25 protein-coding genes are annotated in these 24,320 nt (G+C 51.7%); 9 read left to right on the plus strand and 16 right to left on the minus strand.

Annotated features, from left to right (window positions below; all coding sequences use genetic code 11):
• Positions 1–22: 22 nt before the first annotated feature.
• Together B5F75_RS02275 and B5F75_RS02280 are read right to left on the minus strand one after the other, a co-directional pair.
• On the minus strand, positions 23–439 hold the full coding sequence (locus B5F75_RS02275) for a hypothetical protein (protein WP_143351228.1): 417 nt from the start codon (positions 437–439) through the stop codon (positions 23–25).
• A 77-nt stretch (positions 440–516) separates the two neighbouring features.
• Positions 517–1,320, minus strand: a complete 804-nt coding sequence (locus tag B5F75_RS02280; protein WP_087287300.1) for a head GIN domain-containing protein — start codon at positions 1,318–1,320, stop codon at positions 517–519.
• Between the two features lie 184 nt (positions 1,321–1,504).
• Between B5F75_RS02280 and nusB the strand changes: the two genes are divergently transcribed.
• Both nusB and ligA read left to right on the plus strand, forming a co-directional pair.
• Entirely contained in the window at positions 1,505–1,915 is a 411-nt protein-coding gene (gene nusB / locus B5F75_RS02285) for a transcription antitermination factor NusB (RefSeq protein ID WP_087287303.1), read from the plus strand.
• 5 nt (positions 1,916–1,920) lie between these two features.
• Positions 1,921–3,906: an NAD-dependent DNA ligase LigA gene (ligA, locus tag B5F75_RS02290; RefSeq protein ID WP_087287306.1), complete on the plus strand. Its 1,986-nt coding sequence runs from the start codon at positions 1,921–1,923 to the stop codon at positions 3,904–3,906.
• Between the two features lie 60 nt (positions 3,907–3,966).
• On the opposite strand, the gene B5F75_RS02295 is transcribed toward ligA, so the two are convergent.
• Genes B5F75_RS02295 through B5F75_RS02310 form a run of 4 tightly spaced genes read right to left on the minus strand, consistent with a single transcriptional unit; the run spans position 3,967 to position 8,932 of the window.
• Entirely contained in the window at positions 3,967–5,322 is a 1,356-nt protein-coding gene (locus B5F75_RS02295; RefSeq protein ID WP_087287310.1) for a tetratricopeptide repeat protein, read from the minus strand.
• Positions 5,297–6,115 carry a phytoene/squalene synthase family protein gene (locus tag B5F75_RS02300; RefSeq protein ID WP_158093751.1) on the minus strand — a complete coding sequence of 273 codons (819 nt, stop codon included), beginning with the start codon at positions 6,113–6,115 and terminating at the stop codon, positions 5,297–5,299. Before B5F75_RS02300 ends, B5F75_RS02295 begins: the two co-directional genes overlap by 26 nt.
• Complete coding sequence (locus B5F75_RS02305) at positions 6,105–6,950, minus strand: acetate and sugar kinases/Hsc70/actin family protein (protein ID WP_087287314.1); 846 nt, start codon at positions 6,948–6,950, stop codon at positions 6,105–6,107. The genes B5F75_RS02300 and B5F75_RS02305 overlap by 11 nt, the downstream gene beginning before the upstream one ends.
• Complete coding sequence (locus B5F75_RS02310; RefSeq protein WP_158093752.1) at positions 6,947–8,932, minus strand: M3 family metallopeptidase; 1,986 nt, start codon at positions 8,930–8,932, stop codon at positions 6,947–6,949. The genes B5F75_RS02305 and B5F75_RS02310 overlap by 4 nt, the downstream gene beginning before the upstream one ends.
• Before the next feature lie 225 nt (positions 8,933–9,157).
• On the opposite strand from B5F75_RS02310, the gene B5F75_RS02315 reads away from it, so the two are divergent.
• Positions 9,158–9,712: a pyruvoyl-dependent arginine decarboxylase gene (locus B5F75_RS02315; RefSeq protein WP_087287320.1), complete on the plus strand. Its 555-nt coding sequence runs from the start codon at positions 9,158–9,160 to the stop codon at positions 9,710–9,712.
• Between the two features lie 13 nt (positions 9,713–9,725).
• Positions 9,726–10,610, plus strand: a complete 885-nt coding sequence (gene speB / locus B5F75_RS02320; protein WP_143351229.1) for an agmatinase — start codon at positions 9,726–9,728, stop codon at positions 10,608–10,610.
• Between the two features lie 191 nt (positions 10,611–10,801).
• Here the strand turns inward: speB and B5F75_RS02325 are convergent, their stop codons facing one another.
• The 6 genes from B5F75_RS02325 to B5F75_RS02350 all read right to left on the minus strand — a co-directional run bounded on the left by B5F75_RS02325 (position 10,802) and on the right by B5F75_RS02350 (position 15,864).
• Complete coding sequence (locus tag B5F75_RS02325; RefSeq protein ID WP_087287327.1) at positions 10,802–11,527, minus strand: outer membrane beta-barrel protein; 726 nt, start codon at positions 11,525–11,527, stop codon at positions 10,802–10,804.
• A 107-nt stretch (positions 11,528–11,634) separates the two neighbouring features.
• Complete coding sequence (locus B5F75_RS02330) at positions 11,635–12,351, minus strand: outer membrane beta-barrel protein (RefSeq protein WP_087287330.1); 717 nt, start codon at positions 12,349–12,351, stop codon at positions 11,635–11,637.
• A gap of 90 nt (positions 12,352–12,441) precedes the next feature.
• A complete protein-coding gene (locus B5F75_RS02335) occupies positions 12,442–13,638 on the minus strand; it encodes a tetratricopeptide repeat protein (protein WP_087287333.1) in 1,197 nt (398 codons plus the stop codon).
• Positions 13,638–14,927 carry a serine--tRNA ligase gene (serS, locus tag B5F75_RS02340; RefSeq protein WP_087287335.1) on the minus strand — a complete coding sequence of 430 codons (1,290 nt, stop codon included), beginning with the start codon at positions 14,925–14,927 and terminating at the stop codon, positions 13,638–13,640. The genes B5F75_RS02335 and serS overlap by 1 nt, the downstream gene beginning before the upstream one ends.
• Before the next feature lie 11 nt (positions 14,928–14,938).
• Positions 14,939–15,187 carry a hypothetical protein gene (locus B5F75_RS02345; protein WP_087287338.1) on the minus strand — a complete coding sequence of 83 codons (249 nt, stop codon included), beginning with the start codon at positions 15,185–15,187 and terminating at the stop codon, positions 14,939–14,941.
• Positions 15,184–15,864 (minus strand): CsgG/HfaB family protein, encoded by a 681-nt coding sequence (locus B5F75_RS02350; protein WP_087287341.1) that lies wholly within the window; start codon positions 15,862–15,864, stop codon positions 15,184–15,186. The genes B5F75_RS02345 and B5F75_RS02350 overlap by 4 nt, the downstream gene beginning before the upstream one ends.
• A 48-nt stretch (positions 15,865–15,912) precedes the next feature.
• On the opposite strand from B5F75_RS02350, the gene B5F75_RS02355 reads away from it, so the two are divergent.
• The 5 genes from B5F75_RS02355 (at position 15,913) to B5F75_RS02375 (ending at position 20,133) form a co-directional block, all read left to right on the plus strand.
• Positions 15,913–16,509, plus strand: coding sequence for a KdsC family phosphatase (locus B5F75_RS02355; RefSeq protein ID WP_087287344.1), 597 nt, complete (start codon positions 15,913–15,915; stop codon positions 16,507–16,509).
• Positions 16,510–16,550: 41 nt separating this feature from the next.
• Entirely contained in the window at positions 16,551–17,186 is a 636-nt protein-coding gene (locus B5F75_RS02360) for an outer membrane protein (RefSeq protein ID WP_087287347.1), read from the plus strand.
• A 99-nt stretch (positions 17,187–17,285) separates the two neighbouring features.
• Complete coding sequence (locus B5F75_RS02365) at positions 17,286–18,338, plus strand: DUF1646 family protein (protein WP_239406342.1); 1,053 nt, start codon at positions 17,286–17,288, stop codon at positions 18,336–18,338.
• A 4-nt stretch (positions 18,339–18,342) separates the two neighbouring features.
• Complete coding sequence (locus B5F75_RS02370) at positions 18,343–18,972, plus strand: MgtC/SapB family protein (protein WP_087287350.1); 630 nt, start codon at positions 18,343–18,345, stop codon at positions 18,970–18,972.
• A gap of 21 nt (positions 18,973–18,993) precedes the next feature.
• Positions 18,994–20,133 (plus strand): DegT/DnrJ/EryC1/StrS family aminotransferase, encoded by a 1,140-nt coding sequence (locus B5F75_RS02375; protein WP_087287353.1) that lies wholly within the window; start codon positions 18,994–18,996, stop codon positions 20,131–20,133.
• Positions 20,134–20,388: 255 nt separating this feature from the next.
• Here B5F75_RS02375 and B5F75_RS02380 read toward each other — a convergent pair whose 3' ends face one another.
• The 4 genes from B5F75_RS02380 to B5F75_RS02395 all read right to left on the minus strand — a co-directional run bounded on the left by B5F75_RS02380 (position 20,389) and on the right by B5F75_RS02395 (position 24,302).
• Entirely contained in the window at positions 20,389–21,288 is a 900-nt protein-coding gene (locus B5F75_RS02380; RefSeq protein WP_087287355.1) for a ParB/RepB/Spo0J family partition protein, read from the minus strand.
• Positions 21,289–21,290: 2 nt separating this feature from the next.
• Positions 21,291–22,124, minus strand: a complete 834-nt coding sequence (locus B5F75_RS02385) for a ParA family protein (protein WP_087287358.1) — start codon at positions 22,122–22,124, stop codon at positions 21,291–21,293.
• A gap of 88 nt (positions 22,125–22,212) precedes the next feature.
• On the minus strand, positions 22,213–23,181 hold the full coding sequence (lepB, locus tag B5F75_RS02390) for a signal peptidase I (RefSeq protein ID WP_087287360.1): 969 nt from the start codon (positions 23,179–23,181) through the stop codon (positions 22,213–22,215).
• 8 nt (positions 23,182–23,189) lie between these two features.
• Positions 23,190–24,302 carry a glycosyltransferase gene (locus B5F75_RS02395; RefSeq protein WP_087287363.1) on the minus strand — a complete coding sequence of 371 codons (1,113 nt, stop codon included), beginning with the start codon at positions 24,300–24,302 and terminating at the stop codon, positions 23,190–23,192.
• Positions 24,303–24,320: the final 18 nt, after the last annotated feature.

The raw sequence follows: 24,320 nt of genomic DNA on the forward strand, positions 1-24,320 counted from the left end.
TACCAACTTCCGCAAAAATGTGTCAACGCGCGGGCGGGTTGGAGGCCTGATACAAAAGCACGCCGTCCTTCCACAGCCGCCACCCTTGCGCCGGGCGCAACAGGCGCCACGGGCTTTCCGGCTGCGTCCAACAGGGGCCGTCTTCCGTAAACGAGCGGGAAAGAATCAACGGGCTTGTTTTAACCGGCAAAAAGACTTCCGCCTGCGTTCCGTCTAAAGACAGCACCACATACGCCGCCGTTTCATCCTGCACGCCGCTAAGCGTAATGCCTTCTTCCCACACCCGTATGCACGCCTGCCGGGCCGTACTCCACGTATAGCCGGCGGACGGGATGCAGCCGTGCCCGTCCCTGTCCGCGCCCAACGGGGCCTGCACAAGCGGCTGGCCGGCACAGGCCGCCAGTCCCAAACTTGCCAACATCACTCCGAAACGTTTCATGGGTTTATTATAGAATTTCCGCGGGCGTTGCACAATAACAAAGGCCCCTTGCGGGGCCTTTGTTGCAAAAGACGGTTTTAATCGTCGTAGTCGTCGTAATCTTCGTCGCGGTCGCGCACGACTTTGCGGGCATTGCCTTCTTTGCGAAGCGTAGAAGGGTATCCTCTGTATTCAATTCTGCCGCGGCCGTTGGCTTGGGCATATAAGGCTTCGCTGGCGTTTACTTTAATTTTGCCGGAAGCGTTCGTGGTGGCACGCACCGTAACGGCGCGCAAATCGTCGGCGTCAATTTCGCCCGAGCCGTTGTTGGTCAACACGGCTTCTTCCGCCGTGCCGGACAAATCCACATCGGCCCGGCCGTCCGCCGTGGCTTTTACCTGCTGCACATGCACCCGGCCCAGCTCAATATCCGAGCGGTCATAGGCGGCTACCGTAATGGTGTCGGCGTTTACGTAATCCATAGAAATATCCGAATCCGCATCCGTGGTCAGCACCAGTTGGTTGGCATCCAGCGAGCCGCGCAGGTCAAATTCGCCGCTTTGGCTGGCGGTTACGGCCGTCAATTCCGGCGCTCTTACCGCTACGCGCAGTTCGTATTCGCCGCGCACGCGCACCGGGCGCGTAAAGCTGACGAGCAATACCCCGTTTTCTACCCGTACGTCCGACAGCGCCACCAGGTTCTCCCGTCCGCTGACCGTGACGGAAGTGATTTTATCCTGCATAAAATCCACTTCAATATCGCCGCGCACTTCTACCGCGTGGAATGCCGGCAGATGGTTGACATCACGCGATACATAGCGCCCCCGGCCGGTGACCGACTCCGCAAACACAGGAGCCGCCGCCAAAAGCGCCGCAAGTAAGAATAGACTGATTTTTCTCATTTTCTTTCTCCCTTAAGTTAATTTTTAGCTTTTTTATCTTAGCACAAAAAAAACGATGATACCAGTATAAAAATTTATTATTCCCTTGTCGTGCCGTTTTCCCCGCGCGCGTTCCTGCAAGGGCGGCGTAAATTTGCTAAAATCTATATAACTTTTATTACAATTTGTTTTGAAGGTGGGGAAAATGAGCAACAGAAGAATGGCCCGGGAATGTGCCTTGCAATCGCTTTATTACGCAGACAGCGCCAAAGACGCCCAGGAAAAAGACGTCCTGCGCTATGCGGCGGACTTTAAAAGAGAATTGGGGGATTGCTACCCGTTTTGCCAAGACCTGGTTTCCGGCACGACCGAACATTTGAAAGAGATTGATAAGCTCGTTTCCGCCTATGCCAAAAACTGGACGGTGGCCCGCATGTCGGCGGTAGACCGCTCCATTTTGCGCATGGCCACCTATGAAATGGTTTTCAGCCCGGAAAAAACGCCCGTTCCCGCCATTATTGACGAAGCCATTGAACTGGCGAAAAAATACTCCACCGAAAATTCCAGCAAGTTCATCAACGGCCTGCTGGATCAGCTGAAAAAAGAACGCAAATAAAAGTTATGCACCCGAAAGAAGAGATTGAACGGCTTAAAAAGCTGATCAATTACCATAACAACCTTTACTACAATTTGGACAATCCGATTTTGTCCGATACGCAGTACGACGAACTCTACAAACAATTAAAAGACCTGGAAGACCAATACCCCCAGTACCGCACCAAAAATTCGCCCACCCAGCGCGTGGGCGGCCAAGCCGGGACGATGTTTTCCCCGGTGCGGCACACGACGCCGATGCTGTCGCTGGACAACTCCTACTCGGCAGACGACATCCGCGAATGGTACGCCCGCGCCGAAAAAACACTCCAGCGCAATGATTTTGAAATGGTGGTGGAAGGGAAAATAGACGGGGTGTCCTGTTCGCTGACGTACGAAAACGGCATTTTGGTAACGGCCGCCAGCCGCGGGGACGGAAAAGTAGGCGAAGACATTACCGCCAACGCGCGCACCGTGTGCAATATCCCGCAAAAAATAGAAAACGCCCCCGCCGGATTGTTGGAAATCCGCGGCGAGGTGTATCTGGATAAAAAAGATTTGGAAGAACTCAACCGCAAGCAACAGCTGGCGGGCGAAAACACCTTTGCCAATACCCGCAACGCCGCGGCCGGCTCACTGCGCCAAAAAGACCCGCAAATTACCGCCCAGCGGCCGCTTAAATTTTTTGCCCATTCCTTTGGCGCGGGAAACATCGCGGCCGATTCCTTCAGCGGGTTTATTGATTTGTGCCGCCAATGGGGTTTTTCCGTCTGTCCCGCGCGCACCAAAACCACGCAGATTTCCGAAGTCATCCGTTTTTATAATCAGTTTGAAGCTTCCCGCCGCCAACTGCCCTTTGACGTAGACGGCCTGGTGGTAAAAGTAAACCGTTTTGAATTTCAGCGCATTTTAGGCGTTACCGCCAAAAGCCCCCGCTGGGCCATCGCTTTTAAATACCCCGCCCCGCAAGCCACCACCGCCGTCAACCACATTCTTTTTTCCGTGGGCCGAAGCGGCGTGATTACCCCCGTGGCCGAGCTGCAGCCCGTGCCGGTGGGCGGCGTAACCATTTCCAACGCGACCCTGCACAATTTTGACGAAATTAAACGCCTGGGCGTGCGCGTGGGCGATACGGTGATTGTAGAGCGAGCGGGAGAAGTCATCCCCAAAATTATCAAAGTGGTGGAGCACAAAGGGCAAGAAGAAGTCCTGCCCCCGACTGTTTGCCCGTCCTGCGGCGGGCCGGTGTACAAAGAGCCCGACGAAGTGGGGTATTATTGCGTCAATCCGTCCTGCCCGGCGCAGCTGCGGGCGCGGCTGTTGCACTTTGCCTCGCGCGGGGCCATGGATATTGACGGGCTGGGCGACGTGGTGATGGATCAATTATTGGAAAACCATTACGTGTCCGACTTTGCGGATATTTATAATTTGACGTTTTTGCATTTGTTAAATTTGGAAAATTTTAAAGACAAAAAAGCCCAAAACCTCTTAGACGCCATTGAAGCCAGCAAACAAAAACCGCTTTCGCGCCTGTTGTTTGCGCTGGGCATTGCGTTTGTGGGCGCAAAGACCGCCGAAATTTTGGCAGACCGCTTCCGCACGCTGGACTCCTTGAAAAACGCGTCTTTGGAAGACTTGCAAAACGTGCGGGAAGTGGGCGAGATTGTGTCCAAAAGCATTTACGATTTTTTCCGAAATCCGCGCGCCCAGGAACAAATTGAACGCTTGCGCGCGGCGGGGCTTAATTTTACGCAGCCCAAAAAAGAGCTCTCCGGCAATATCTTGGACGGAAAAACGCTTGTGTTTACCGGCGAGCTCAAAACGATGACCCGCCCGCAGGCCGAACTGCTGGCCAAGCAATACGGCGGGAAAGCCAGCTCCAGCGTGTCTAAAAAAACGGCCTATGTGGTGGCGGGGGAAGCCGCCGGCAGCAAGCTGGCCAAAGCCCGAGAGCTGGGCGTACCGGTGCTGACGGAAGAAGAATTTTTAAAGTTGATCGGCAAACAAGCTTAAAACGCGCAAGACAAAAAAAGAGCGGGGGCAAAGCCTCCGCTCTTTTTTAGATTTGTCCGTCTATTCCAATAAATTCCCGTCGTCCAAACACACCGTATAGCCGTAAAACGCATAGCTTTCCACCAGCGAGTTGGACGGCACTTTTACTTTGGGGTTGCGCTTGGCGTGCGCCGCCATTAAGTAATAATACGCCACGCCTTTTTTGGGGTCGGCCGTTTGGCGCGCCAACACGAAATAGCGCACGTCGTTTTTGGTAACGGGCAGAACATATACCCCCAATTTGCTGCGCAAAGTTTCATCGGAGCATTTGGTTTGGTTTTGAATCATTTTGTATTCGGAGCGCGTAATTTCCACATAGCCGGCGTCTTTCAGCTCCTGCACGCGGGCGGATACTTTGGCCAAAAACGCCTGCGTGGGCGGCACCGCTTCGTTGGGCATCAGAAACGCTTTGCGCCCTTTCAACGCTTCGGTATACACGTAAAATCCGCTTTCCGTGAGGGTGCTTTCCGGCGTAAAAATTTTTTCGCCCTTCATATCTCTTAAATCAAATACATCTTTAATGGGCACGCCTACTTTTTGGAACACGGCAATCGCATCCTGCCCAATGCTTTTTTCCAAGGCGTTATAACCCGCCAGCGTAAGCATTTCCCGCTCGAAGCTGGTGTCTTTGTTAATGGTAACAATATACTCCGAAGGAACTTTAGCGTATTTATTTTTTAAATAATCAATGCCGCGGCGCTGTTCGGCTTGGTGAATTTTTTCAAACAACGCTTTGTTTTCATCGGTCAGTTCCGTGGCGTCCGGTTCCACGGCGTAGCGCTGTTTAAGCGCGGTAAGCATTTCGTCGTTGGTCAAATAGTCCGGCTCCAAATTAATCAGCCGTTTGCGCGCAATCAAATTCAGCGGTTCCACCGCCAGGGCCGAGCGGTAATACTCGCTGGCGCCCTGCTTGTCGCCCTGATACTCCACAATCACGCCCTTGCCCACCAGCGAATTGACGTTGGCCGCATTATATTCCAGCGATTTGGAATAGAGCTTAAGCGCTTTGTCGTTTTGCTGTTGCTTCAGCGCAATATCCCCCAACATGGAATACGTGTACGACCAATACGGCGAGTTGCGCTTCATGCTGCGGGTGGCGGCGGTAAAGTATTTTTCCGCTCCTTTCAAATCGTCCTGCGTCAGCAGTACGCCCGCCAGCGACAAAAGCGCTTCCACATTGTCGGAATCCAGTTTTAAGCACCGCGTAAAAACGTCCTGCGCCTGCAAATAATCTTTGGCGGCATAGGCTTTTTTGCCGCTTTCCAAACACGACGAAATGTTTTGCTGCTTGGCTCCCGCCGCCCAGAGTTCCCCCGGCAGCAGGCCCAGCGCCAGCCACAACGCCAAACAATTAGAAAAAGGTTTTAAATAATGCATAAGCAATGCTGTACAATTTTTCGTTCTTCGTCAATTTAACCGGACGGGCGAACAAAAAGCCCGTTTTTTTTATTTTAGCAAGATTTTTTAAATATACATACCCCATGACCCGGCACGGGATCATTTTCAGGCGTGCAAACCCCGCCATTTGTTTAAACGCCGCTTCGTAATACGCTTCCGCCTGCGCCGCCAGTTCCTGCAGGGCGGCCGCCAGCACCCGCGGGGCGCGGTTGTCCAATACGTCTTGGCGGGTAAGACCAAAGCGGGTGAGCAACTCTTCCGGAATATAGACGCGGCCCAATTTGGCGTCTTCGGGCACGTCGCGGATGATATTCGTCAGCTGTACGGCGGCGCCTTCCTGCCAGGCAAGCGCCTCGGCCTGCTTTCCTTGCACGCCTAAAATGTCCAGCGTGGCCAGCCCCACAACAGCCGCCACCCGGTAGATATACCAGTCCAACGCTTGCTGGGTGGGATACGTCCGCCCTGTTAAATCGGCCCGCATGCCTTCTATTAACAGCAAAAACCGATCGGGAGGCATGGAAAATTCCCGCGCGTCCGCCTGCAGCAGCCGGCCCAGTTCCGTCTGCGGAGTGCCGTCGTACATGCGGTGCACTTCCGCTTCCCAGTCGTCCAGCTGCCGGCCGGGGTTGGGGATGTTCGGCTCGTCTGCAAGGTCATCCATCAGGCGGCAAAATTCATAATAATGCGCCAACGCTTCGCGGCGGCGTTTGGATAAAAAGAAAAACGCCGGGCCGAAGCTGGATTTTTTATACGACTGCACATTAGTCGACATGGATTTTACCGTTTTTGTACAAATAGGATAACGCCGCCCCCGTAGCGGTGGCATAAATGGCGTTTTGGGGAATAATAAAATTGACGCCGTGCATTTTGTGCAATGCCTGAAACACGTGTTTGGCAAACGGTACCAACGTAAGCGTGCCGGTCAGGATGACGTCTTTTACGGAGTCGTTGCGGCAGGCAAACACCGCCATCATGCCAATGGTTTGAAATACCATATTCAGCACGCCCACTGTCAAATCTTCGGGCGTAACGCCGTCTTCCATTTTGCCAAAGTTGGACGCGGTCGTATCGGGTGTGAGGGTGGAAATCACACCGGTGCTGATATCGCTGATGTTCAAGTCCACCTGCCCCAGCCGGCCGCCTTCGGCCATTTCCACTACGGTTTTAAACGAGGTGGCCCCGCACAGCTTGCCGCACAGACCCAGCACCGTCCCGCCGCCGACGCCCGAGCCGCCAATGTGGCGGATGCCGTCTTTCCCCGCGCGCACGAACGCCGTGCCCGTGCCCATGCTGACAATCAGCCCTTCCTTTTTGCCCGAAAGCGCCAATCCGCCCGAGCCGATGGCTTCAAATTCGTCCACCTTGGAAGTGGCAATCCCGTAAATGTTTTTCTTAAACAGCGAAGACCCCACCCCCGTCAGGATGATTTGCTGTACGTCCGAAAGTGCCAGGCCGTTTTCGTTGATAAATTTGCCCAGCGCCCCATAGGCGGAAGTCAGCGGGTCGGCGGCTTCCACTTTTAGCATGGAAACCAATTTTCCGGCGTCCGTATACCCCACGATTTTGGTGGTGGAGCCCCCTACGTCTATCCCGATGACTACGCTCATAAATCCTCCTGCGGCAAGCCGATGGCCTGCAAGAACGGTTCTATCTTGGCCGGGCGGCCCAAGAAATTTTCCACCATTTTCTCTTCATCCAGCGTGCCGCCTTTTTCCAAAATTTCGCGGCGGAATTTAAGCCCCGTCTCGGGGTTAAAAATGCCGTTCTTTTTAAACTCGCCGAAAAAATCTTCCGCTATTACTTCCGACCACAAATACCCGTAATATCCGGCGTCATACCCGCCCATAATGTGCCCGAAAGAGGCCTGCGGGAGGGTGCCCTTGGTAAGCGGAAGCCCGCGGATTTTTTTGGTTAAATCAAAATACAGTTTGGTGGAGTCGGGTGTAGTTTTGGCGGTGTGGAGCGTCATATCATACTGGGCAAAAAAGTCCTGCCGCAGGTACGTCCCGCCCGAGCCGAAATTCTTGGCCGCAATCATCCGTTGGATTAAATCGTCCGGCAGCGGCTCGCCCGTTTTGTAGTGCTTGCTGATTTTTTTAAGCACCTGCGGATCCCACGCCCAGCGCTCCAGCATTTGGCTGGGCGCTTCTACAAAATCCCAGCTGACGTTGGTGCCCGAAAACGCGGAGTATTTGGCCTGGGTCAGCGCGTTGTGCAGTACATGACCAAACTCGTGGAATAACGTTTCCACTTCGCTGTGTTTAAGCAGGGAAGGCGTCGTGGCGGAAGGTTTGTTTAAATTGGCCACAATGGCGACGAACGGAATTTGATAGGTGCCGTCTTTCTTTTCTTCCCCTTCCACCAAGCCGAAGCAGGCGGCGTGTTTGTATTTGCCTTCGCGCGGGTAAAGATCCATATAAAAATAGGCAATCAGCCGGCCGCTGGCCCGGTCGGTAATTTTAAAAGCTTTTACGTCGGGGTGCCACACCGGGATATCCACCGGCTCAAACGTAATGCCAAACACTCCGCCAAACAAATCCAGCATGCCGTCAATCACCACTTGGGACGGGAAATACTCTTTTATTTTTTCGCTGTCCAGTTCCAAATTTTCTTTGCGGTATTTGTTGCTCCAATAGCCGCTTTCCCACGAATATAAGGTGCGGCTTTTTTTGCCGGTCTTGCCGTTTTTGTAAGCAATCATTTCCCGGTCTTCCTGTTTGGCAAGCGGTTTTAGCTTTTTTTGCAAATTCTTCAAAAACTTCATCACGGTTTGGGGGTTTTTTGCCATGCGGTCTTCCAGTTTCATCTGCGCATGGTTTTCATACCCGAGCAAGTGCGCAATCTCCCGGCGAAGCGTCAGCGTTTTTTCCAGCAGTTCCACATTTTCCGCCCCGCCGCGGCGGTTGTATTTAAATTCAAGCGCTTTGCGGGCGTCTTCATTATCGGCGTTTAACATAAACGGCACGTAGTCGGGATAATCCAGCGTAACCAGGTATTTGCCGTCCGGCGTTTTTTCCAGTTTTTCAATATAATCTTCGCCCAAGCCCTGCAGCTGCTCGCGCGTAACGGCAAGGGGGTCTTTGTATTCTTGGATGTTTTTGTCAAACTTAATAATATATTCCGCTTTTTCTTTATTAAGCGCTTTAAATTTTTCCAAATCTTCGTCGTTTAGTTCCATACCGCTGTTTTTAAACCCGATCAGCATTTCTTTAACGAGCTTGGCCTGCACGGGGTCTAATTGGGGGTTGGTGTCGGTATATTCGCGGATGGCGCGGTACACGTCGCGCCGGGTGGCCACGTCCACCATATATTGGCTGATTTGCATTTGCAGCGCCAAGGCCGCATCGCGGAAGTTTTTATCCGTAGACACGTACGACAAAAAACCGCTCATTCCCAAGGCGTTGCCGTAATCGTCAAAGGCGCGTTCGTAGGCCATAATGGTGTTTTCAAACGTGCGCTGCTCTTTGGGGATGGCCACCAGCGCGTTTAAATCCTTTTCCAGCTGCACGCGCGCCGTCGCCTCGGCCGGGGCCAGTTCCTCGGCTTTATAATCAAAATGCAAAACGCCGTTTTTAAACATATCTGCCATACAATACGCTCCCGTCGCGGTTAAAAGAAAAGCCGTAACTAAAAGAAATTTTGTTTTTTTCATAGGAATATATTACACTCTTATTGTATCGGTTTTGGGCCCGAAGGGGCAACCGGTAAAAGTGGACTCGGATTATAACGAAAAACAAAAAGTCTTTTTCTTTTTGTTATTTGTTATAATTTATATTATATTAATTCACATCAAGGAATTAGTGGAAAAATAAAAATGTACGAAGCGTTTGTACCCAAAGAGATATTCCTTACCAAAGGAATTGGCAGACACAAAGAAAAACTGGCCAGCTTTGAAGAAGCGTTGAGAGACGCCAAAATCGCCAGCTTTAACTTGGTGCCTGTGTCCAGCATCTTCCCTCCCGGCTGCAAAACCGTGCCAATATCCAAAGGCCTTCAAGAATTGCACCCGGGCCAAATTCTGCATTGCGTCATCAGCAGAAACACGAGCAACGAATACCGCCGCTTGATTTCCGCTTCCGTGGGTCTGGCGATCCCGAAAGAAGGAAAGAAAACGCACGGATACATTTCCGAACACCACAGCTTCGGCGAAACCGACAAACAAGCCGGCGATTATGCGGAAGACTTGGCTGCTTTGATGCTCTCCACTACGCTGGGCATCGAGTTCGACAATAACACCACTTGGGACCAGAAAGAAGAAATCTGGAAAATGAGCGGTAAAATCGTCCGCACTACCAACATTACTCAGTCCGCCATCTGCGTGGAAGGTCTTTGGACCACCGTTGTAGCGGCGGCTGTGTTTGTAAAATAACTCCGGTAACATTGTGAGCGATAACGTACAAACCGATAAGTTTATGGGGCTAGAGAGCAGATACAGCTCTCTGCCCCTTTCTAAATTCGTGGTCGTGCCCGTGCCGTTTGAAAAGACGGTCTGCTACGGGCATGGTACCGCCAAAGGCCCCGCCGCGGTGATTGAGGCTTCCACCCAAATTGAACTTTGGGACGAAGAAACCAAAACCGAAACGTGGGAACTGGGCATTAATACGCAGCCGGCCGTTAATTGCAAAGGGTCTACCAACACGGTATTTAAAAATATCGACAAAACCGTCCGCAACCTGATGCAGTACAAAGCCATTCCGTTTTATATCGGCGGCGAGCATACGGTTACCCAAGCGCTGGCGCAGCCTTATATTGAAAAATATAAAGACTTAAGCATCTTGCACTTTGACGCCCACGCCGATTTGCGCGAAACCTTTGAAGGCACGCCCAAAAGCCACGCCTGCGCCCTGTATCCGGCCTCCCGCCAGGTACCGGTGGTGCAAGTGGGCATCCGCAGCGTAGCCAGCGAAGAAAAGCAATACTGCAATGCGGGCAAAGTGACCACGTTTTTAATGCACGAAAACCGCGACATTAAAAAGCTCATCCCGCAGGTGCTTAAAAAGCTGACGGACACCGTCTATATCACCATTGACGTGGACGGCTTTGATCCGTCCGTCATCCCGGCTACCGGCACCCCGCAGCCCGGCGGATTTATGTGGTATGAAGCGCTGGACTTGTTCCGCGAAGTCATTAAACATAAAAAAATCGTGGCGGTGGACGTGGTGGAAGCCTGCCAAAGAAAGGCCGACGTCATTACGGAATTTAACGTGTCTAAGTTAATTTACCGCTTAATGGGCTACCTGGCCTTGAAAGATCAAAAGAAAAAATAATTTCCTGCCCGCTCTTCGGAGCGGGTTTTTTATGCTCCTCTAATTCCGCCCGTTTCGGTTTCGTACCCGGAACGGGTTTTTATGCTAAGCGCGGGGCGAACGCCTAATTCTCCCCTCCGCCGCCCAATTAACAACCTATATAAAAACCCCCGCGGTGCAATCCGCGGGGTTTTTTTCTTCACGCTTTTACGTTAAAACACATACCCCCGCTTTAAAAACACCGTTACATAATGCAGGTTTTCGCGGCCGGCACCGGACAAGAATTTGTCATAGTCAAACGAAAAGCTTTGGTACCGCCCTTCCAAGCCCCACAGCCACTGCCCGGCCAAGCGGTGTTCCACCCCCAGCCCGGTATAGTATGTAAACGAGCGGCTGCTTTCGCTGCGGCTGTCCGACACGGACGTATACGCCCCGCCGTTTTGCTCCCAAAAACTGTTTTTGACAGTCGCTTTGGAAAAGGCAATACCCGCCCCGAACGGAATGTAAAACCGGAAAGTCCCTTGCGGATTGAGCGTAAACCGCCCGGCCGCCATCAGGTTATGCACATCCATATCCTGATCTGCCTCGGCTTTCATATGCTGGCCGCTGCCGCCCCACGCGTTTAATTCTTCGGCCGCGCCGTCAAACAAGTTGGCGTTGTATTCCACGCCAAATGCCCAGTAGGGGCTGACGGTATATAAGTACTGCGCGCCGAACGCTACCGATTCATCCCCCCATCCAAAATCTTTGGTTTGCCCCAGCGGATAGCCGGTATCATCCCGAAAATCCAGCCCCAAATGCGTATCGTTGGTGGCGCCGCCCGCCCCCGCGTATACGGAAATAAATTGATCTCCTGCTTGGATGCCCTGCGCGTGGCTCCATACCGGCCATACGCAGCTGATGCCTATTAAAACGGCGAGCCAAAAACTTTTTTTCACACTGCCTCCTTGTAGGAATTTTTCTTAATAAGAATATCTTGCCAATTTTTGACAGAAACAAAAACCCCGCATCCAAAGATGCGGGGTATACAGGCATAAAGCCTAAATTAGAAGCGGTAGCCCAGTTTCAGCAACAGCGCAAAGTAGCTCAGATTTTTCGTGCCGTATTCGTCGCTGAATTTGCCGTAATCAAACTGGAAGCCTTGGTAGCGGCCTTCCACGCCCCAAATCCAGTTTTGGCTAAACGTTCCTTCCAAACCTAAACCAACGTAATAGGTAAACGAAGTGGTGCGTTTGCTTTCCGAAGCATTCGTGCGATCCAAGCGTCCGGCCATGTTGATTACTTCATTAAAATCAAAAGTCGCTTTGGAAGAAGCCACCCCTAAGCCCAACGGGATGTAGAAGCGAACTTTAGACTGCGGGTTTACCGTATAGCGTCCGGCAATCATAAAATTTTGTACGTCCATTTTGCTGTTTACTTCCGATTCACCCCAATTGTTCCAGTCCACAAAATATTCCCGTTCATATTCGGCATCGCCGAAGTTGTTGCCGTTGTATTCGGCACCCAAAGCGAAATGCGGCGTAAGCGCGTACATATACTGCACGCCGTAAGACGTAGAGGCATCCCCCCAATCTAAGGTGGAAGTGTCAACCGCTTCACCCGTAACAGAGTATGCAGAAACGCCCGAATCGTTCAGCGGGGCGGCGCTGCCCAAAAAGACGGAAACCATTTGGTCGCCTTTTTCAATGCCTTGGGCAGAGGCGGTCGTCGGCCAAGCACACAACATGCTTAAAAATACGGCTAATAACGTGATTTTTTTCATTGACTTCTCCTTTCTGAATTTTTTATATCATACTAATTTTAGAAGAAAAAACCTATGCTTCGGCATAGGTTTTCCCCAAAAACAAAAAAGTCAAGCCTGCGGCGGCAGCGGGCCTACGTCGCGGCTGGCAGGCACGGCGTAAGGCGTTTGCAGCAGTTTTTTAGCCAAATCGTCAAAGCCCCATTTGTCGTCAAACGACAGTACGTAGCGGTATTGTTTTTTGGCTTTTTCCCGCGCGCCCAGCACGTCATACACCTCGCCCAAGCGCACTTCGTTCCACACGCCCCAGCGGCTGGGTTCTTGGTTTTTAATGGCTTGTTGCCCTTGTTCAAACAAGGCGCGGGCCTGCTCAAAATTTCCTTTTTGCATCTGCACCGTGCCCAGCGCCGTATACGCGCGGGAAATGTAGATATCTTTATAAAAAGGATCGGTGCCGATTAATTTTAAGAAGTCTTCCGCTTGTTCGGTTACTTCGTCATAATGGGCGGTTTCGTAGAGACAGATGATTTCCACATAATGCATCAGCGGGTTTTTGGGGTATTTGGCGCGCAGCTGGCGGATGTATTCCAGCGATTTTTGCGGGGCATAATACTTGCTGTTGCGCGTATTTTGGATTTCAATTAAAATCAGTTTAGCACTGTCGGACGTAAAATGCGCTTTTTCCCGCGCCAGGTTTAGCTGGGCAACGCCTTCGTCCGGATCGCCTTTAATGGCCACAATCTTGGCCAGAATTTTAATGACCGAGGGCAGCGTGCCCGCATAATACTGGTAAATACCCAAGCCGAAATAAGCGTCGTAATAGGTGGGATCCAACTCGAGGGATTTTTCCAAGTTTTTGATGGCTCTGCGCCCGGAGAAATACGCCGTAATCCAGCTGCGGTTGCGCATGGTAAACATCGCGCGCAAGCCGTACAAGGCGCCAATGCCCATGTAGGCGTTGGGGTCTTCGGGGTATTGTTTAATCCAGCGTTTGATGCCCGCAATGGATTCATCCAAAATTTGTTCAAATACTTTGCGCTGGCGGTCGTCGCTCAGTTCATACTCGTACTCGTAGCGGCTCCAGGCAATCATGGCGTTGCCAAAGTGGGCGAACGGATGATCCGGATAGTCCTTAAACACCCGCTCAATGTTTTTTTGCGCGGTGTCAAAGTCCAGGCTGTACACGCCGTTGATGCCTTCCGTGGCGTATTGCATCACGTCCGGCGGGAGCGTCAGCTCCGAAGACGCCGGAAGCGCCGCGGCCAGCATCAGCAGCCCGGCCGCCGCCCAGTGGAGCAGCTTCTTCATTATTTTTTGGCCTCAATTTTGTCTTTGCCAAAATACGGGCGCAAGGCCGGCGGAATAATGACAGAGCCGTCCGCCTGCTGGAAGTTTTCCAAAATGGCGGCAAAGGTGCGGCCGACGGCCAGCCCGCTGCCGTTTAAGGTGTGCACATATTCCTGCTTGCCTTGCGCATTTTTGTAGCGCAGGCCCATGCGGCGGGCCTGAAAGTCCAGGCAGTTGGAGCAGGAAGAAATTTCACGGAAGCGGTTTTCGCTGGGCATCCAAACCTCAATATCATATGTTTTGGCCGACGAGAAACCAATGTCGCCGCTGCATAGTTCCACCACATGGTACGGCAGGCCCAGTTCTTTCAAAATTTCCTGCGCGTCCGACACCATAATCTCCAACATTTGGTACGAATGTTCCGGCTTGGAGAGCATCACGAGTTCCACTTTATCAAATTGGTGGTTGCGGATGAGGCCGCGGGTGTCTTTGCCGTAGGTGCCCGATTCTTTGCGGAAACACGGCGAATACGCCGTCAGCTTAATGGGCAGTTCCGCTTCGGGAATCACGCGGATGCGGTTTAAATTGGTCAGCGGGATTTCGGCGGTAGAAATTAAAAATTGTTTCGGCTCGCCCACCAGTTCGTACATATCTTCGCGGAATTTGGGCAGCTGGCCGGTGCCGATTAAAATATCTTCGTTTACAATCACGGGCGGCAAAATTTCGGTATAGCCTTTCTTGGCGTGCATATCGAGCATAAACGAAATAATCGCACGTTCCAGGCGGGCGCCGTCACCTTTAAACAAAGCAAACCTGCTGCCGGACAACGCGGCCGCGGCTTCAAAATCCAAAATGCCCAGTTTTTCCCCTACAGCTTGGTGATCAAGCGGTTTAAAATTAAATTTGGGCAGCGGAATCGTGCAGGGCAGGTATTCGGGGTTGTCCGCGTCCGACACGCCCACCGGAATGTGTTCGTTGGGCAGGTTGGGAATGCTTAAGAGCAAATCGTTGATTTCTTTTTTAAGCGGTTCCATTTCCGCTTCTTTTACCGCCATTTCTTCTTTGAGTTTTCCCACCTGGGCCATGGCTTCTTTGGCGGCGTCGTCGCCCTGTTCTTTTTTGATTTTGCCGATGGATTTAGACATCTCGTTGCGTTTGGCGCGCAATTCCTCCACACGGGCCAGCACGGTTTTATAAGCGCTGTATTTTTCCAGCACGCCGTCAATCTGCACCGCCAATTCCGGCTTGCGAAGCGACAGGCGTTTTTTTACTTCTTCAGGATTTGCAACGATATATTTGATGTCTAACATAAAAAACCTCGTTATTTGTTTTCTAAATCGATTAAATACGGCTCCGGGAACAAATGGCGGTACGGCTTAAACGTGGCAACCGCATATTCCATCCCGTAAGCGCTCAGCAGGCGCACGCTGACCGGCGCCACCGAACTTTGCCCCGCCACCAGCGCTCCTACCGTCAGCGCCAGCAAAACAAACAGCGTTTTGATCAACATAAAAAAAGCTTTAAATAACACCGCCGCAGATTGCTGGGCAAAGGAAGGGGTATGCGTCATTTTTGTTCCTGGAGTTTGGTAAGCTCTTTGGTAAAACTTTTTACTAGTCCGCGGGCAATATAATCGGCCGCGTCCAGCGCGCTGGAGGAAGACGCTTCGTCCGAGCCGATCCAAATAATTTCGGCCGTTTCCACATCCACCAGCTTGGCGATAATGCCCACCCGCGCGTTAATGGTGTATTCCGTGGGGCGCACGTCCGTCGAGTGGGTATATTGCGTGCCCACGTTGCGGGTATATCCCACATAAGTGCCGTCCGGCAGCTGCATCACGTCCTGCGTGTACACCGGGCGCGCTTCCGTGCGGCGGGTGGCCGTCATCGTCAGTTCCGTGCGGGCCGGCGTGTACGAACTTACTTCGCCGATCAGCAGCACGTCCACTCCTAAAATTTTACCGATTTCGCGCGTCGTTTCCGGCGATAAATACCCCGAAACGGAAATGTTGTGCTCTTTTAGCACGCTTTCCAGCTGGGCGCGCTCCACCACTTTAAATCCGGCGTCAATCAGATATTTGGCAAACAGGTTTTCCACGCCCTGCATGGCCGGCCAAGTGTTGCTGAACCCCATCACGCCGATGCGGTTCATTTGGTCAAAATTGTACGTTTTGCTGATGACGGTTTTGGGCGTACAGCCGTTTAGCGCCAGCAGGCAAAACAACGCCAGAGTTAAAATTTTCTTCATATTTTCATTATATAATTTTTAGGCCGCCGGAAAAGGTATAATAACCGTATGAACACCCTCAGTCAGGAATTTATCCAAAAAGCGCGCCGCCTCAAGCTGCTGCTGACCGATGTGGACGGCGTGATGACCAACGGCACGCTAAGCTTCTTTACGGACGAAAAAGGCGTGGCGCGCGAAATTAAAAATTTTGAATCGCTAGACGGCATGGGCCTCTTGTTTTTGGCGTATTGCGGCATTCAGACGGGCATCGTGTCCAAGGGCGCCAGCAACACGCTGGAGTTTTGGGCGAAAGAATTGGGCATGAATTATCTGTTCTACAACACCTCTGTCAAACACCATGCGTTGGAATTTTTGCAAAAAGAATACGGCATCTTGCCCGAAGAAACGGCTTTCATCGGCGACGATTTAATTGACCTGGGTCTGCTCTCTCGCGTGGGGCTGCCCTTGGCGGTGGCCAACAGCGTGCCCGAAGCCAAAGCGTTGGCGCTCTACACCTCCCCCCGCCACGGCGGCGCCGCCGCCGTGCGCGACATTGCCGAACAAATCCTGCGGGCCCGCGGCGCGTGGGAGCAAGTCGTGCAGGACAACATCTCCGGCCGCTTTCAAAACCCCAAACGGCCGCTTCGTATTGTAAAAGGGTTGTAAAATTTTTACAATATAAGGGATATTCTTTCAAAAGGAGTTTTATGAAAAAATTACTTTTGCTGTGTGCTTTGTGCCTGGCCGTGCCTGCCGCCGCGCAGGAATACTACGGCCTGCAGGAATACGGCCTGCGCAAAAACACCACCCGGATTGAATTTTACGGCGGGATGGTGCTGCCGCAGGACAGCTGGTTTCACAACGGCCAAGAAGTGGATTTGGGCGGCACCGGCTGGACGGCCGGCTTGGGCTTTGTGCGCAACATTACCCCGGTATTCGCCTTGGGGGTAGACGCCAACTACGCGCAGCCCGGCGACGGAGACAATTTTACCTCCGGCGGCCAGAACGCCTACTACCGCACCGGCATTGCCACCGGGCTCGTGACGGGGCGCATTAACTTCTTCCCCTCGCAGTCCACCCGCCTCTATATCCCCGTAGGCATCGGGGTAGGGCATATGTTTGCCCGCCAGAAAAACGAAGACGGCTCCCACCTGACGACCGACAGCACCGACCTGGCCACCATGCTGGGGCTGGGGTTGGAATTTGATATTGACGAAACGGTCATCTTCGGTGTGGAAGGGCGCTACTATTATTTGGACGCCAACGACGAATTCCACGATGCGCTGGGCAAAGGGCATTACCATTATTTAACGGTTATGCTTAAGTTCGGCACGCGTTTCTAATCAGTCGTTTTTTAAAAAACCCACCGCTTGCAAGCGGCGGGTTTTTTTATAACCCAAAAAGTCTTTGGACGAACCGAAACAAAAAATTTTAAATACAGTATGGAATCAAATATCTCCGTCGTGGTGATGACGTTACTTTCACTGATTGTGTTGGCAGCGCTGACGCTGCCTTTTCTGGTGCACAAAGTAGAAGAAGAATTGGAAATTTTTCTGCTGGTGTGCGGGGTGGCCGCGGTGACGGTGTCGGGCGCGTGGAGCGGGCATTTAATGGCCGAAGCGCTTAAAGAGCCCGTCGCCATTACGGCGGCCGTGTTGGTGCTGGGCGTTTTGTTTAAACGCTTCGGGCATCATACCGCCCACGCCATCCACGCGCTGGAAAACAAAACCGGCCCGAAGACGTTATTGTTTTTAACGGTGTTTGTCATCGGGCTTTTTTCCAGCGTGCTGACCGCCATTATTGCCGCCCTGATTACGGCGGAAATCATTAAACTGCTGGACTTGCCCGCCCGCGCCAAAACGCAGCTGGCCGTTTATGCGTGTTTTGCCATCGGCTTTGGCGCCATTTTAACGCCTATTGGCGAGCCGCTTTCTACCATCGTTATTGCCAAATTAAAGGCCGAGCCCTACCACGCGGATTTCTTTTTCCTGCTTCGTTTAATGGGCGTATGGATTGTGCCCGCGCTTATTTTGTTTGCCGCGCTGGCCGCCCGCCTGGGCAAGCAGGCGCTTACCGCCAAACCGCAGCAGCAGGCCGAGGCGGAAACATACCGCCAAATTTTGCTGCGCGCCGGGAAAGTGTACCTGTTTGTAGCCGCGCTTATTTTACTGGGCGAAGGGCTCAAACCCTTAGCCGCGCGCACGATTACCCATTTGTCCAAATATGCACTGTACTGGATTAACTCGCTTTCCGCCGTGTTGGATAATGCTACGTTAGCCAGTATTGAAATTATGCCGTCTTTACCGAAGGAAACCTTGGTCTTTTTGCTGGCGTCGCTTATCTTGGCGGGCGGGCTGCTGATCCCGGGCAACATCCCCAACATCATCTGCGCGTCCAAGCTGGGCATTAAAAGCCGCGATTGGGCCCGCGCCGCATTGCCGGTGGGCATTTTGCTGATGTTGGTTTACTTTTTCTTGCTCTCTATTGTATTATAAGGATATGGACGACATTTTTATTAAAATTTTCCTCGCGCTGGTGCTGGGCGGCGCGCTGGGTTTGGAGCGGCAATACCACGACAAACCGGCCGGTTTTGCAACCAACTGTTTAATCTGTTTGGGGGCGATGCTCTTTACGGTGCTTTCGGAAGTAATGGGCGAGGCCGGGGGCGACCCCGGGCGCATTGCGGCGCAAATTGTTACCGGTGTAGGGTTTATCGGCGCCGGATCCATTTTGCGGGACGGAAATAAAATTTCCGGGCTGACTACCGCCGCCGGCGTCTGGCTGGTGGCTGCCATCGGTATGGCCGTCGGATACGGCCAATACTTTTGGGCCGCCTTATGCGCGGTAGCCATTTTAATTGTGCAGCTGGCCGTGCGCAAAACGTTAAAACTGGTGGAATTTGTCAAACATTACGACACGTTTTATCTCACCTGTGAACCCCGCTGGAGCGTGGTGGACAAAATCATCAAACAGATTGAAGCCCAAAACATTTCCATTTTAAAAAGCGAAGTCACCAAGCAGGATAACCGTTTCCACGTCAGCTTGGTGGCTACGTTTACCGGGCACGATTTCCAAAACATTACCAAAGAACTGCTGGAAATGCCCGAGGTATACAGTTTGTTTAAATAACCTAAGGAGCGTGTACTTGCTATGACGGATGACAAAACCCCTATCCCGCTGTTTAACCTCAAGGAACAGCATGAAAGCCTGAAACCCCAAATTAATGCGGCCGCCCTGGAAGCCCTCAATTCCATGCATTGGCTGCTGGGCCCGCAGACGGAAAAATTTGAAGAGGAATTTGCCGCGCTGATCGGCGTCAAGCACTGCATTAGCTGCTCGTCCGGCGCCAGCGCCCTGCAAATTGCCTTGGGGGCCGCCGGCATCGGGCCGGGCGATGAAGTCATCACCACGCCGTTTACGTTTATCGCCACCACGTCTTCTATCTCCTTAACCGGCGCCAAATTTGTGTTTGCCGATATTGACCCCCGCACCTATAACCTAGACGTGCACGACGTGGAACGCAAAATTACCAAAAAGACAAAAGCCATTTTGCCCGTGCATCTCTACGGTTATCCCGCCAATATGGACGCTATTATGCACCTGGCCAACGAACACGACCTGAAAGTGATTGAAGACTGCGCCCAAGCGCATTTGGCCATGGCCGACGGCGTGATGGTGGGCGGCATTGGAGACGCGGGATGCTTCAGCTTTTACCCCAGCAAAAATTTAGGCGCCTGCGGCGATGCGGGCTGCGTAACCACCAATGATGACGACATCGCCAACCGCTGCCGCTCCCTGCGCCACAGCGGCCGTGCCTTGGGCAAAGCCTACGAATACGATTTGGAAGGCTCCACCCTGCGCATGGACGAAATCCAAGCCGCTATTTTGCGCGTTAAATTACCGCATTTAGAGGAATGGACGGAAAAACGCCGCCGCGCCGCCGCTTTATATGAAGAAGGCCTCGCGGGCGTGCCCGTCGTCCTGCCGCCCACGCCGCCGGTGGGGTATGCGCAGTCGTACTATGTGTACACCATCCGCGCCGAAAAACGCGACGAACTGCAGGCTTTTTTAAAGGCCCGCGGCATTGGCTCGGCCGTCTACTATCCGGTGCCCTTGTATAAACAGCCCGCCTATAAAAACCGCGGGTTTAAACCGGAAGATTTCCCGCAGGCCGAAAAAGCCGCCCAAGAAGTGCTTTCCATTCCGATGTTCCCGGAAATTACGGAAGAACAAATCCACCGCGTGTGCGAAACCATCCGGGAATTTTACGAACAGGACGCTACGGTTTAGTAATTTGTACCGCAGAAAAGCCGGGCGCCGCAGGCCCGGCTTTTTTATGCTTGTTAAAACAGCTTGCATGCAGCCCCCAACGAACGCTTGTCGGCTTCTTTTGCCGCCCCTAATGGCCTTTGCGGAAGTATCCGCCTGCTGGGAAAATGGAAATTTGCCGCGAAAATAAAAATTATCCTTATTTTTTAAGTATTTTTTAATCAATAAAAAGCACCCCCCGCTTTTGCAGAGGGTGCTTTAAAAGGTGCGGCCAAATTACAGCATTTTATTTTTGAGCCGGCTGGCGATATTATCCAATTCATCCAGCGAATGGTAATGAATCACCAACGTGCCTTTTTTCATATTTTTGCCGCATTTGACTTCCACTTTCGTGCCCAACGCCGTTTGCAGGTCGTTTTCAAAAGAGGCAATTTCCACCGGTTTTCCGGCTTTGTCTTCTTTTTTGACCGGGAACATCAACGCCCGCGCCGCCGCTTCGGCTTGGCGGACGGACATTTTGGTTTTGAGCATTTTTTTAAATAATCCGTCCCGTTTGGCGCTGTCCGTTACCATAAGCAGGGCCCGGCCGTGGCCTTCGGAAAGGGATCCTTCCTGCAGGGCTTGTTGGATTTCCGGCTCCAAATCCAGCAGGCGCAGCGCATTGGAAATGGCCGCCTTGGATTTGCCGCAGTAAGAAGCCAAATCCGCCTGCGTAATATAGAATTTGCTCATTAAATTGCGGTAGCCCAAGGCCGTTTCAATGGGGTTTAAATCTTCGCGCTGAATGTTTTCAATCAAGGCCAAGGCGCACATTTCCTGGTCGCCCAAGTGTTTGTGGACAATGGCGTCAATTTCCGTCATCCCCGCCAGCTGCGTGGCCCGGAAACGCCGTTCCCCCACCACAATTTCGTATTTATCCAACCCGGCATCGTACACCACAACAATGGGCTGCGTAAGCCCGTGTTCTTTAATGGACTGGGCTAATTCTTGCAATTTTTCTTCATCAAACACGCGCCGCGGCTGAAAGCGGTTGGGCACGATTTTATTAATGGCAATCTTGGTAACGCTCATGCCGGGCGTTTGCGCTTGCTGGGCCGCTTCGGCCGGCATTTGCATGACTTCCTGCGTTTGTTTAATTAAAGCATCTAAACCTTTACCTAAAGCCTGTCTGGACATCGTTATCCTCCAAAATCGTAGTTCAAGGGCATTTCACCCGTCATTTTAAAATCTTTATATTGCGTCGGATCGGCCCCGCGGCGGGTTAAAAATTCAATCGCCAACTGAATATAGGCATTGGCACCGCGGCAGGCGGGGTCATAATCAAAAATGGACTGCCCAAAGCTGGGCGCTTCGGCCAAGCGGATATTGCGCGGAATCGGCGTTTTGTACACTTGGTCGCCAAAAAAGCGGCTTACTTCCGCAAAGACTTGCTTGGATAAATTCATACGCGCGTCATACATGGTCAGCACGCCGCCGTCCATTTTAAGCTTGGGGTGCAAAAATTGTTTGATTTTAGAGACCGTGCTCATAAAATGAGCCAAGCCTTCCATGGCGTAATACTCGCATTGAACGGGAGTAATCACGCTGTCCGCCGCCATCATAGCATTGAGCGTCAGCAAGCCCAAAGAGGGAGGACAATCAATAATAATATAGTCGTACATCCCGCGAAACGGGGCCAGGGCGTCTTTTAGCATATTTTCCCGGCCGCGTACGTTTACCAGTTCCACTTCCGCGCCGGCCAAGTCCTTACAGGCCGGGAGAACATCCAGCATTTCGCTGGAGGTCTGCCGCACGACTTGTTCAAACGGAGCCGTTTTGGTCAGCAAATGGTAAACCGATTTTTCGCCGTCTGCCACCGTAACGCCTAAGCCGGAGCCGGCGTTTCCCTGCGGGTCAAAATCCACCAGCAGCACTTGTTGGTTTAAGCAAGCTAAAGCATATGACAGATTGATAGAAGTGGTAGTTTTTCCTACCCCCCCTTTCTGGTTGGCAACAACGACGATTTCTCCCATAAATCCTCCCATAAAAGTATACTTATATTAAACATTAATTAAACCAGAAAAGCAATAGAGCGGATGAATGTTTTCACGTGAAAACCAACTATTTAATCCAACGCACCCGGTTAAGCGGCCAATGGATAAACCAAGCTTTTCCTTTGATGTTTTCCCGCGGCACAGGGCCCCAAAAACGGGAATCGCAGGAATTATCCCGGTTATCCCCCATCACAAAATACGTGTTTTCCGGCACGGTAACCGGGCCGAAAGAATCGCGCAGATACAGCCCCAGATAATTATCCAACTGGTGTTCTTCCCACACCTGCTGATAGTGGGCTTTATCTTCTTCTGCAAAATATGGGGTGCGCTCTATATCTTCATACAACTCATAGTCTTGCTGAGGCAGTTCCTTGCCGTTTACCCAGGGGCGGCCATTAATTACCTGCACCGTATCCCCCGGCATAGCAATAACCCGCTTTACAAAATCTTTCCCGTATTGGCTGCCGCCGCAGTTTTGCTGTTGGCGGTCTTTTGCCGGAAAGCGAAAGACGATAATATCCCCGGGTTTGATTTCTTCAAACTGCCCAAAACGGATATTGGTAAGCGGAATCCGAAAGCCATACGCGGCTTTATTTACAAACAGGTGGTCGCCTTCCAACAGCGTATTATGCATAGAAGCGGACGGAATCTTAAACGCTTGGATAAAGAAAAACATCACAAACGCCGCTACAAAGCCCGCAAAATATACCGTATTGCTCCACTCCAAATCGGCTTTCATCAACTTTTCTTTTTTCTTTTCATCCGATTTCAGGGCATGCGTATATCCATAAACGGCACAGGCGGCCGCGATGACGATACTGGCAATAATTTTACCGGCTCCAACCGGCTCTCCTGTTCCTCCGCCCATTACAAAGAAAAGTAAATAGGCCGCGCATAATAAAATAATAAATAAGAAAGAAGCATGCCAATACCCAAAGGCTTTGGCCGTTTGTAATTTTTGTTTTTTAGTTAAGTAGCGGGTGGTCAGCGTAAAGGCATACATAATACAAGCTGCCAGAAAAAGACGTTGTTCCATTTAGACTCCTATTGTTGTGTTTTCACGTGAAAACTCTTGTCTTTAATTTGTTGATAAAGGTGTTGATATTGTGGAGAAGTATCCGTCATCCGAGCGGTTAGTTCCAACGAGCGCGCTCCCATTTTCCGACGGAGCTCCGCGCTTTGGGCTAGCTCCGTTAGCAGACAGCTAAGCAGCGTAATATCCTGTGGATAAAACACAAAGCCGTTTTGCCCGTGTTCGACCCATAAGGGCATATCCCCAACTTGGCTGACTACACACGGAAGCCCTACCCGCAACGCTTCTAATAACGCCAGCGGCAGGGATTCTTCCACAGAGGAAAGAACAAATACATCTGCCATATTTAGCCAGTCATTAATATGCGCTTGTTCCCCCGGCAAAAACACTTCCTTTTGCATATGCGTGGAAGCGATATATTGCTCCAGCGCATTGCGTTCCTTCCCCTCCCCAACATAGATTAACCGTGCGGAAGGAACCGTGCGCAGCAGATTGCGAAACGCCTGCAACAGCGTAAGCGGGTCTTTCACCGGGGCTAAGCGCGCTACACTGATAAAAATAGGCTGATTGGGTGCAAAACCGTATGTTTTGCGCATCAGATTCCGTGCCTTTTCATCCGGGAAAAATACCCGCGGATCGGCTCCGTTGGGCAACAGATAGACTTTCTCTTTTTGATAATTTTGATGTTCCACCAAATAGCGGGCGGTGGTAAACGATTCGGCAACCGTTAACGTGTCCAAATCTTTTAAGATACGGTCTGTCCAGCGCAGGGCAAACGATTTTTTGGATAAGTCAAAATGAGGGGTTGTAAGAAGCGGAATATGCGTGCCGGCACAAGCCACCCGCGTATATTCAATCGCCCGGTAAAGCATAGCATGCATGATATCCGGATGAAAGGCTTTGATCCGCGCCGCCAAGCGCTGAATAATCCGCAGGGAATACCATTTCATTTCCAGCGATTCTACCTCTATCCCTTTTTGCTGTAAGGCCCGGCCCACCGCCCCCAACGGTTTTAATGAAATTACTTTTACCGTATTGGCTTGGCACATATACAACACCAATTCCGCCAATGCTTTTTCCGCACCGCCGGTTTCGGTAGAAGTAATCACATATAAAATCTTCATATGGTTTATTATAGCAAG

Origin of the sequence: Elusimicrobium sp. An273, from assembly GCF_002159705.1 — a bacterium.
Lineage (GTDB): Bacteria > Elusimicrobiota > Elusimicrobia > Elusimicrobiales > Elusimicrobiaceae > Avelusimicrobium > Avelusimicrobium gallicola.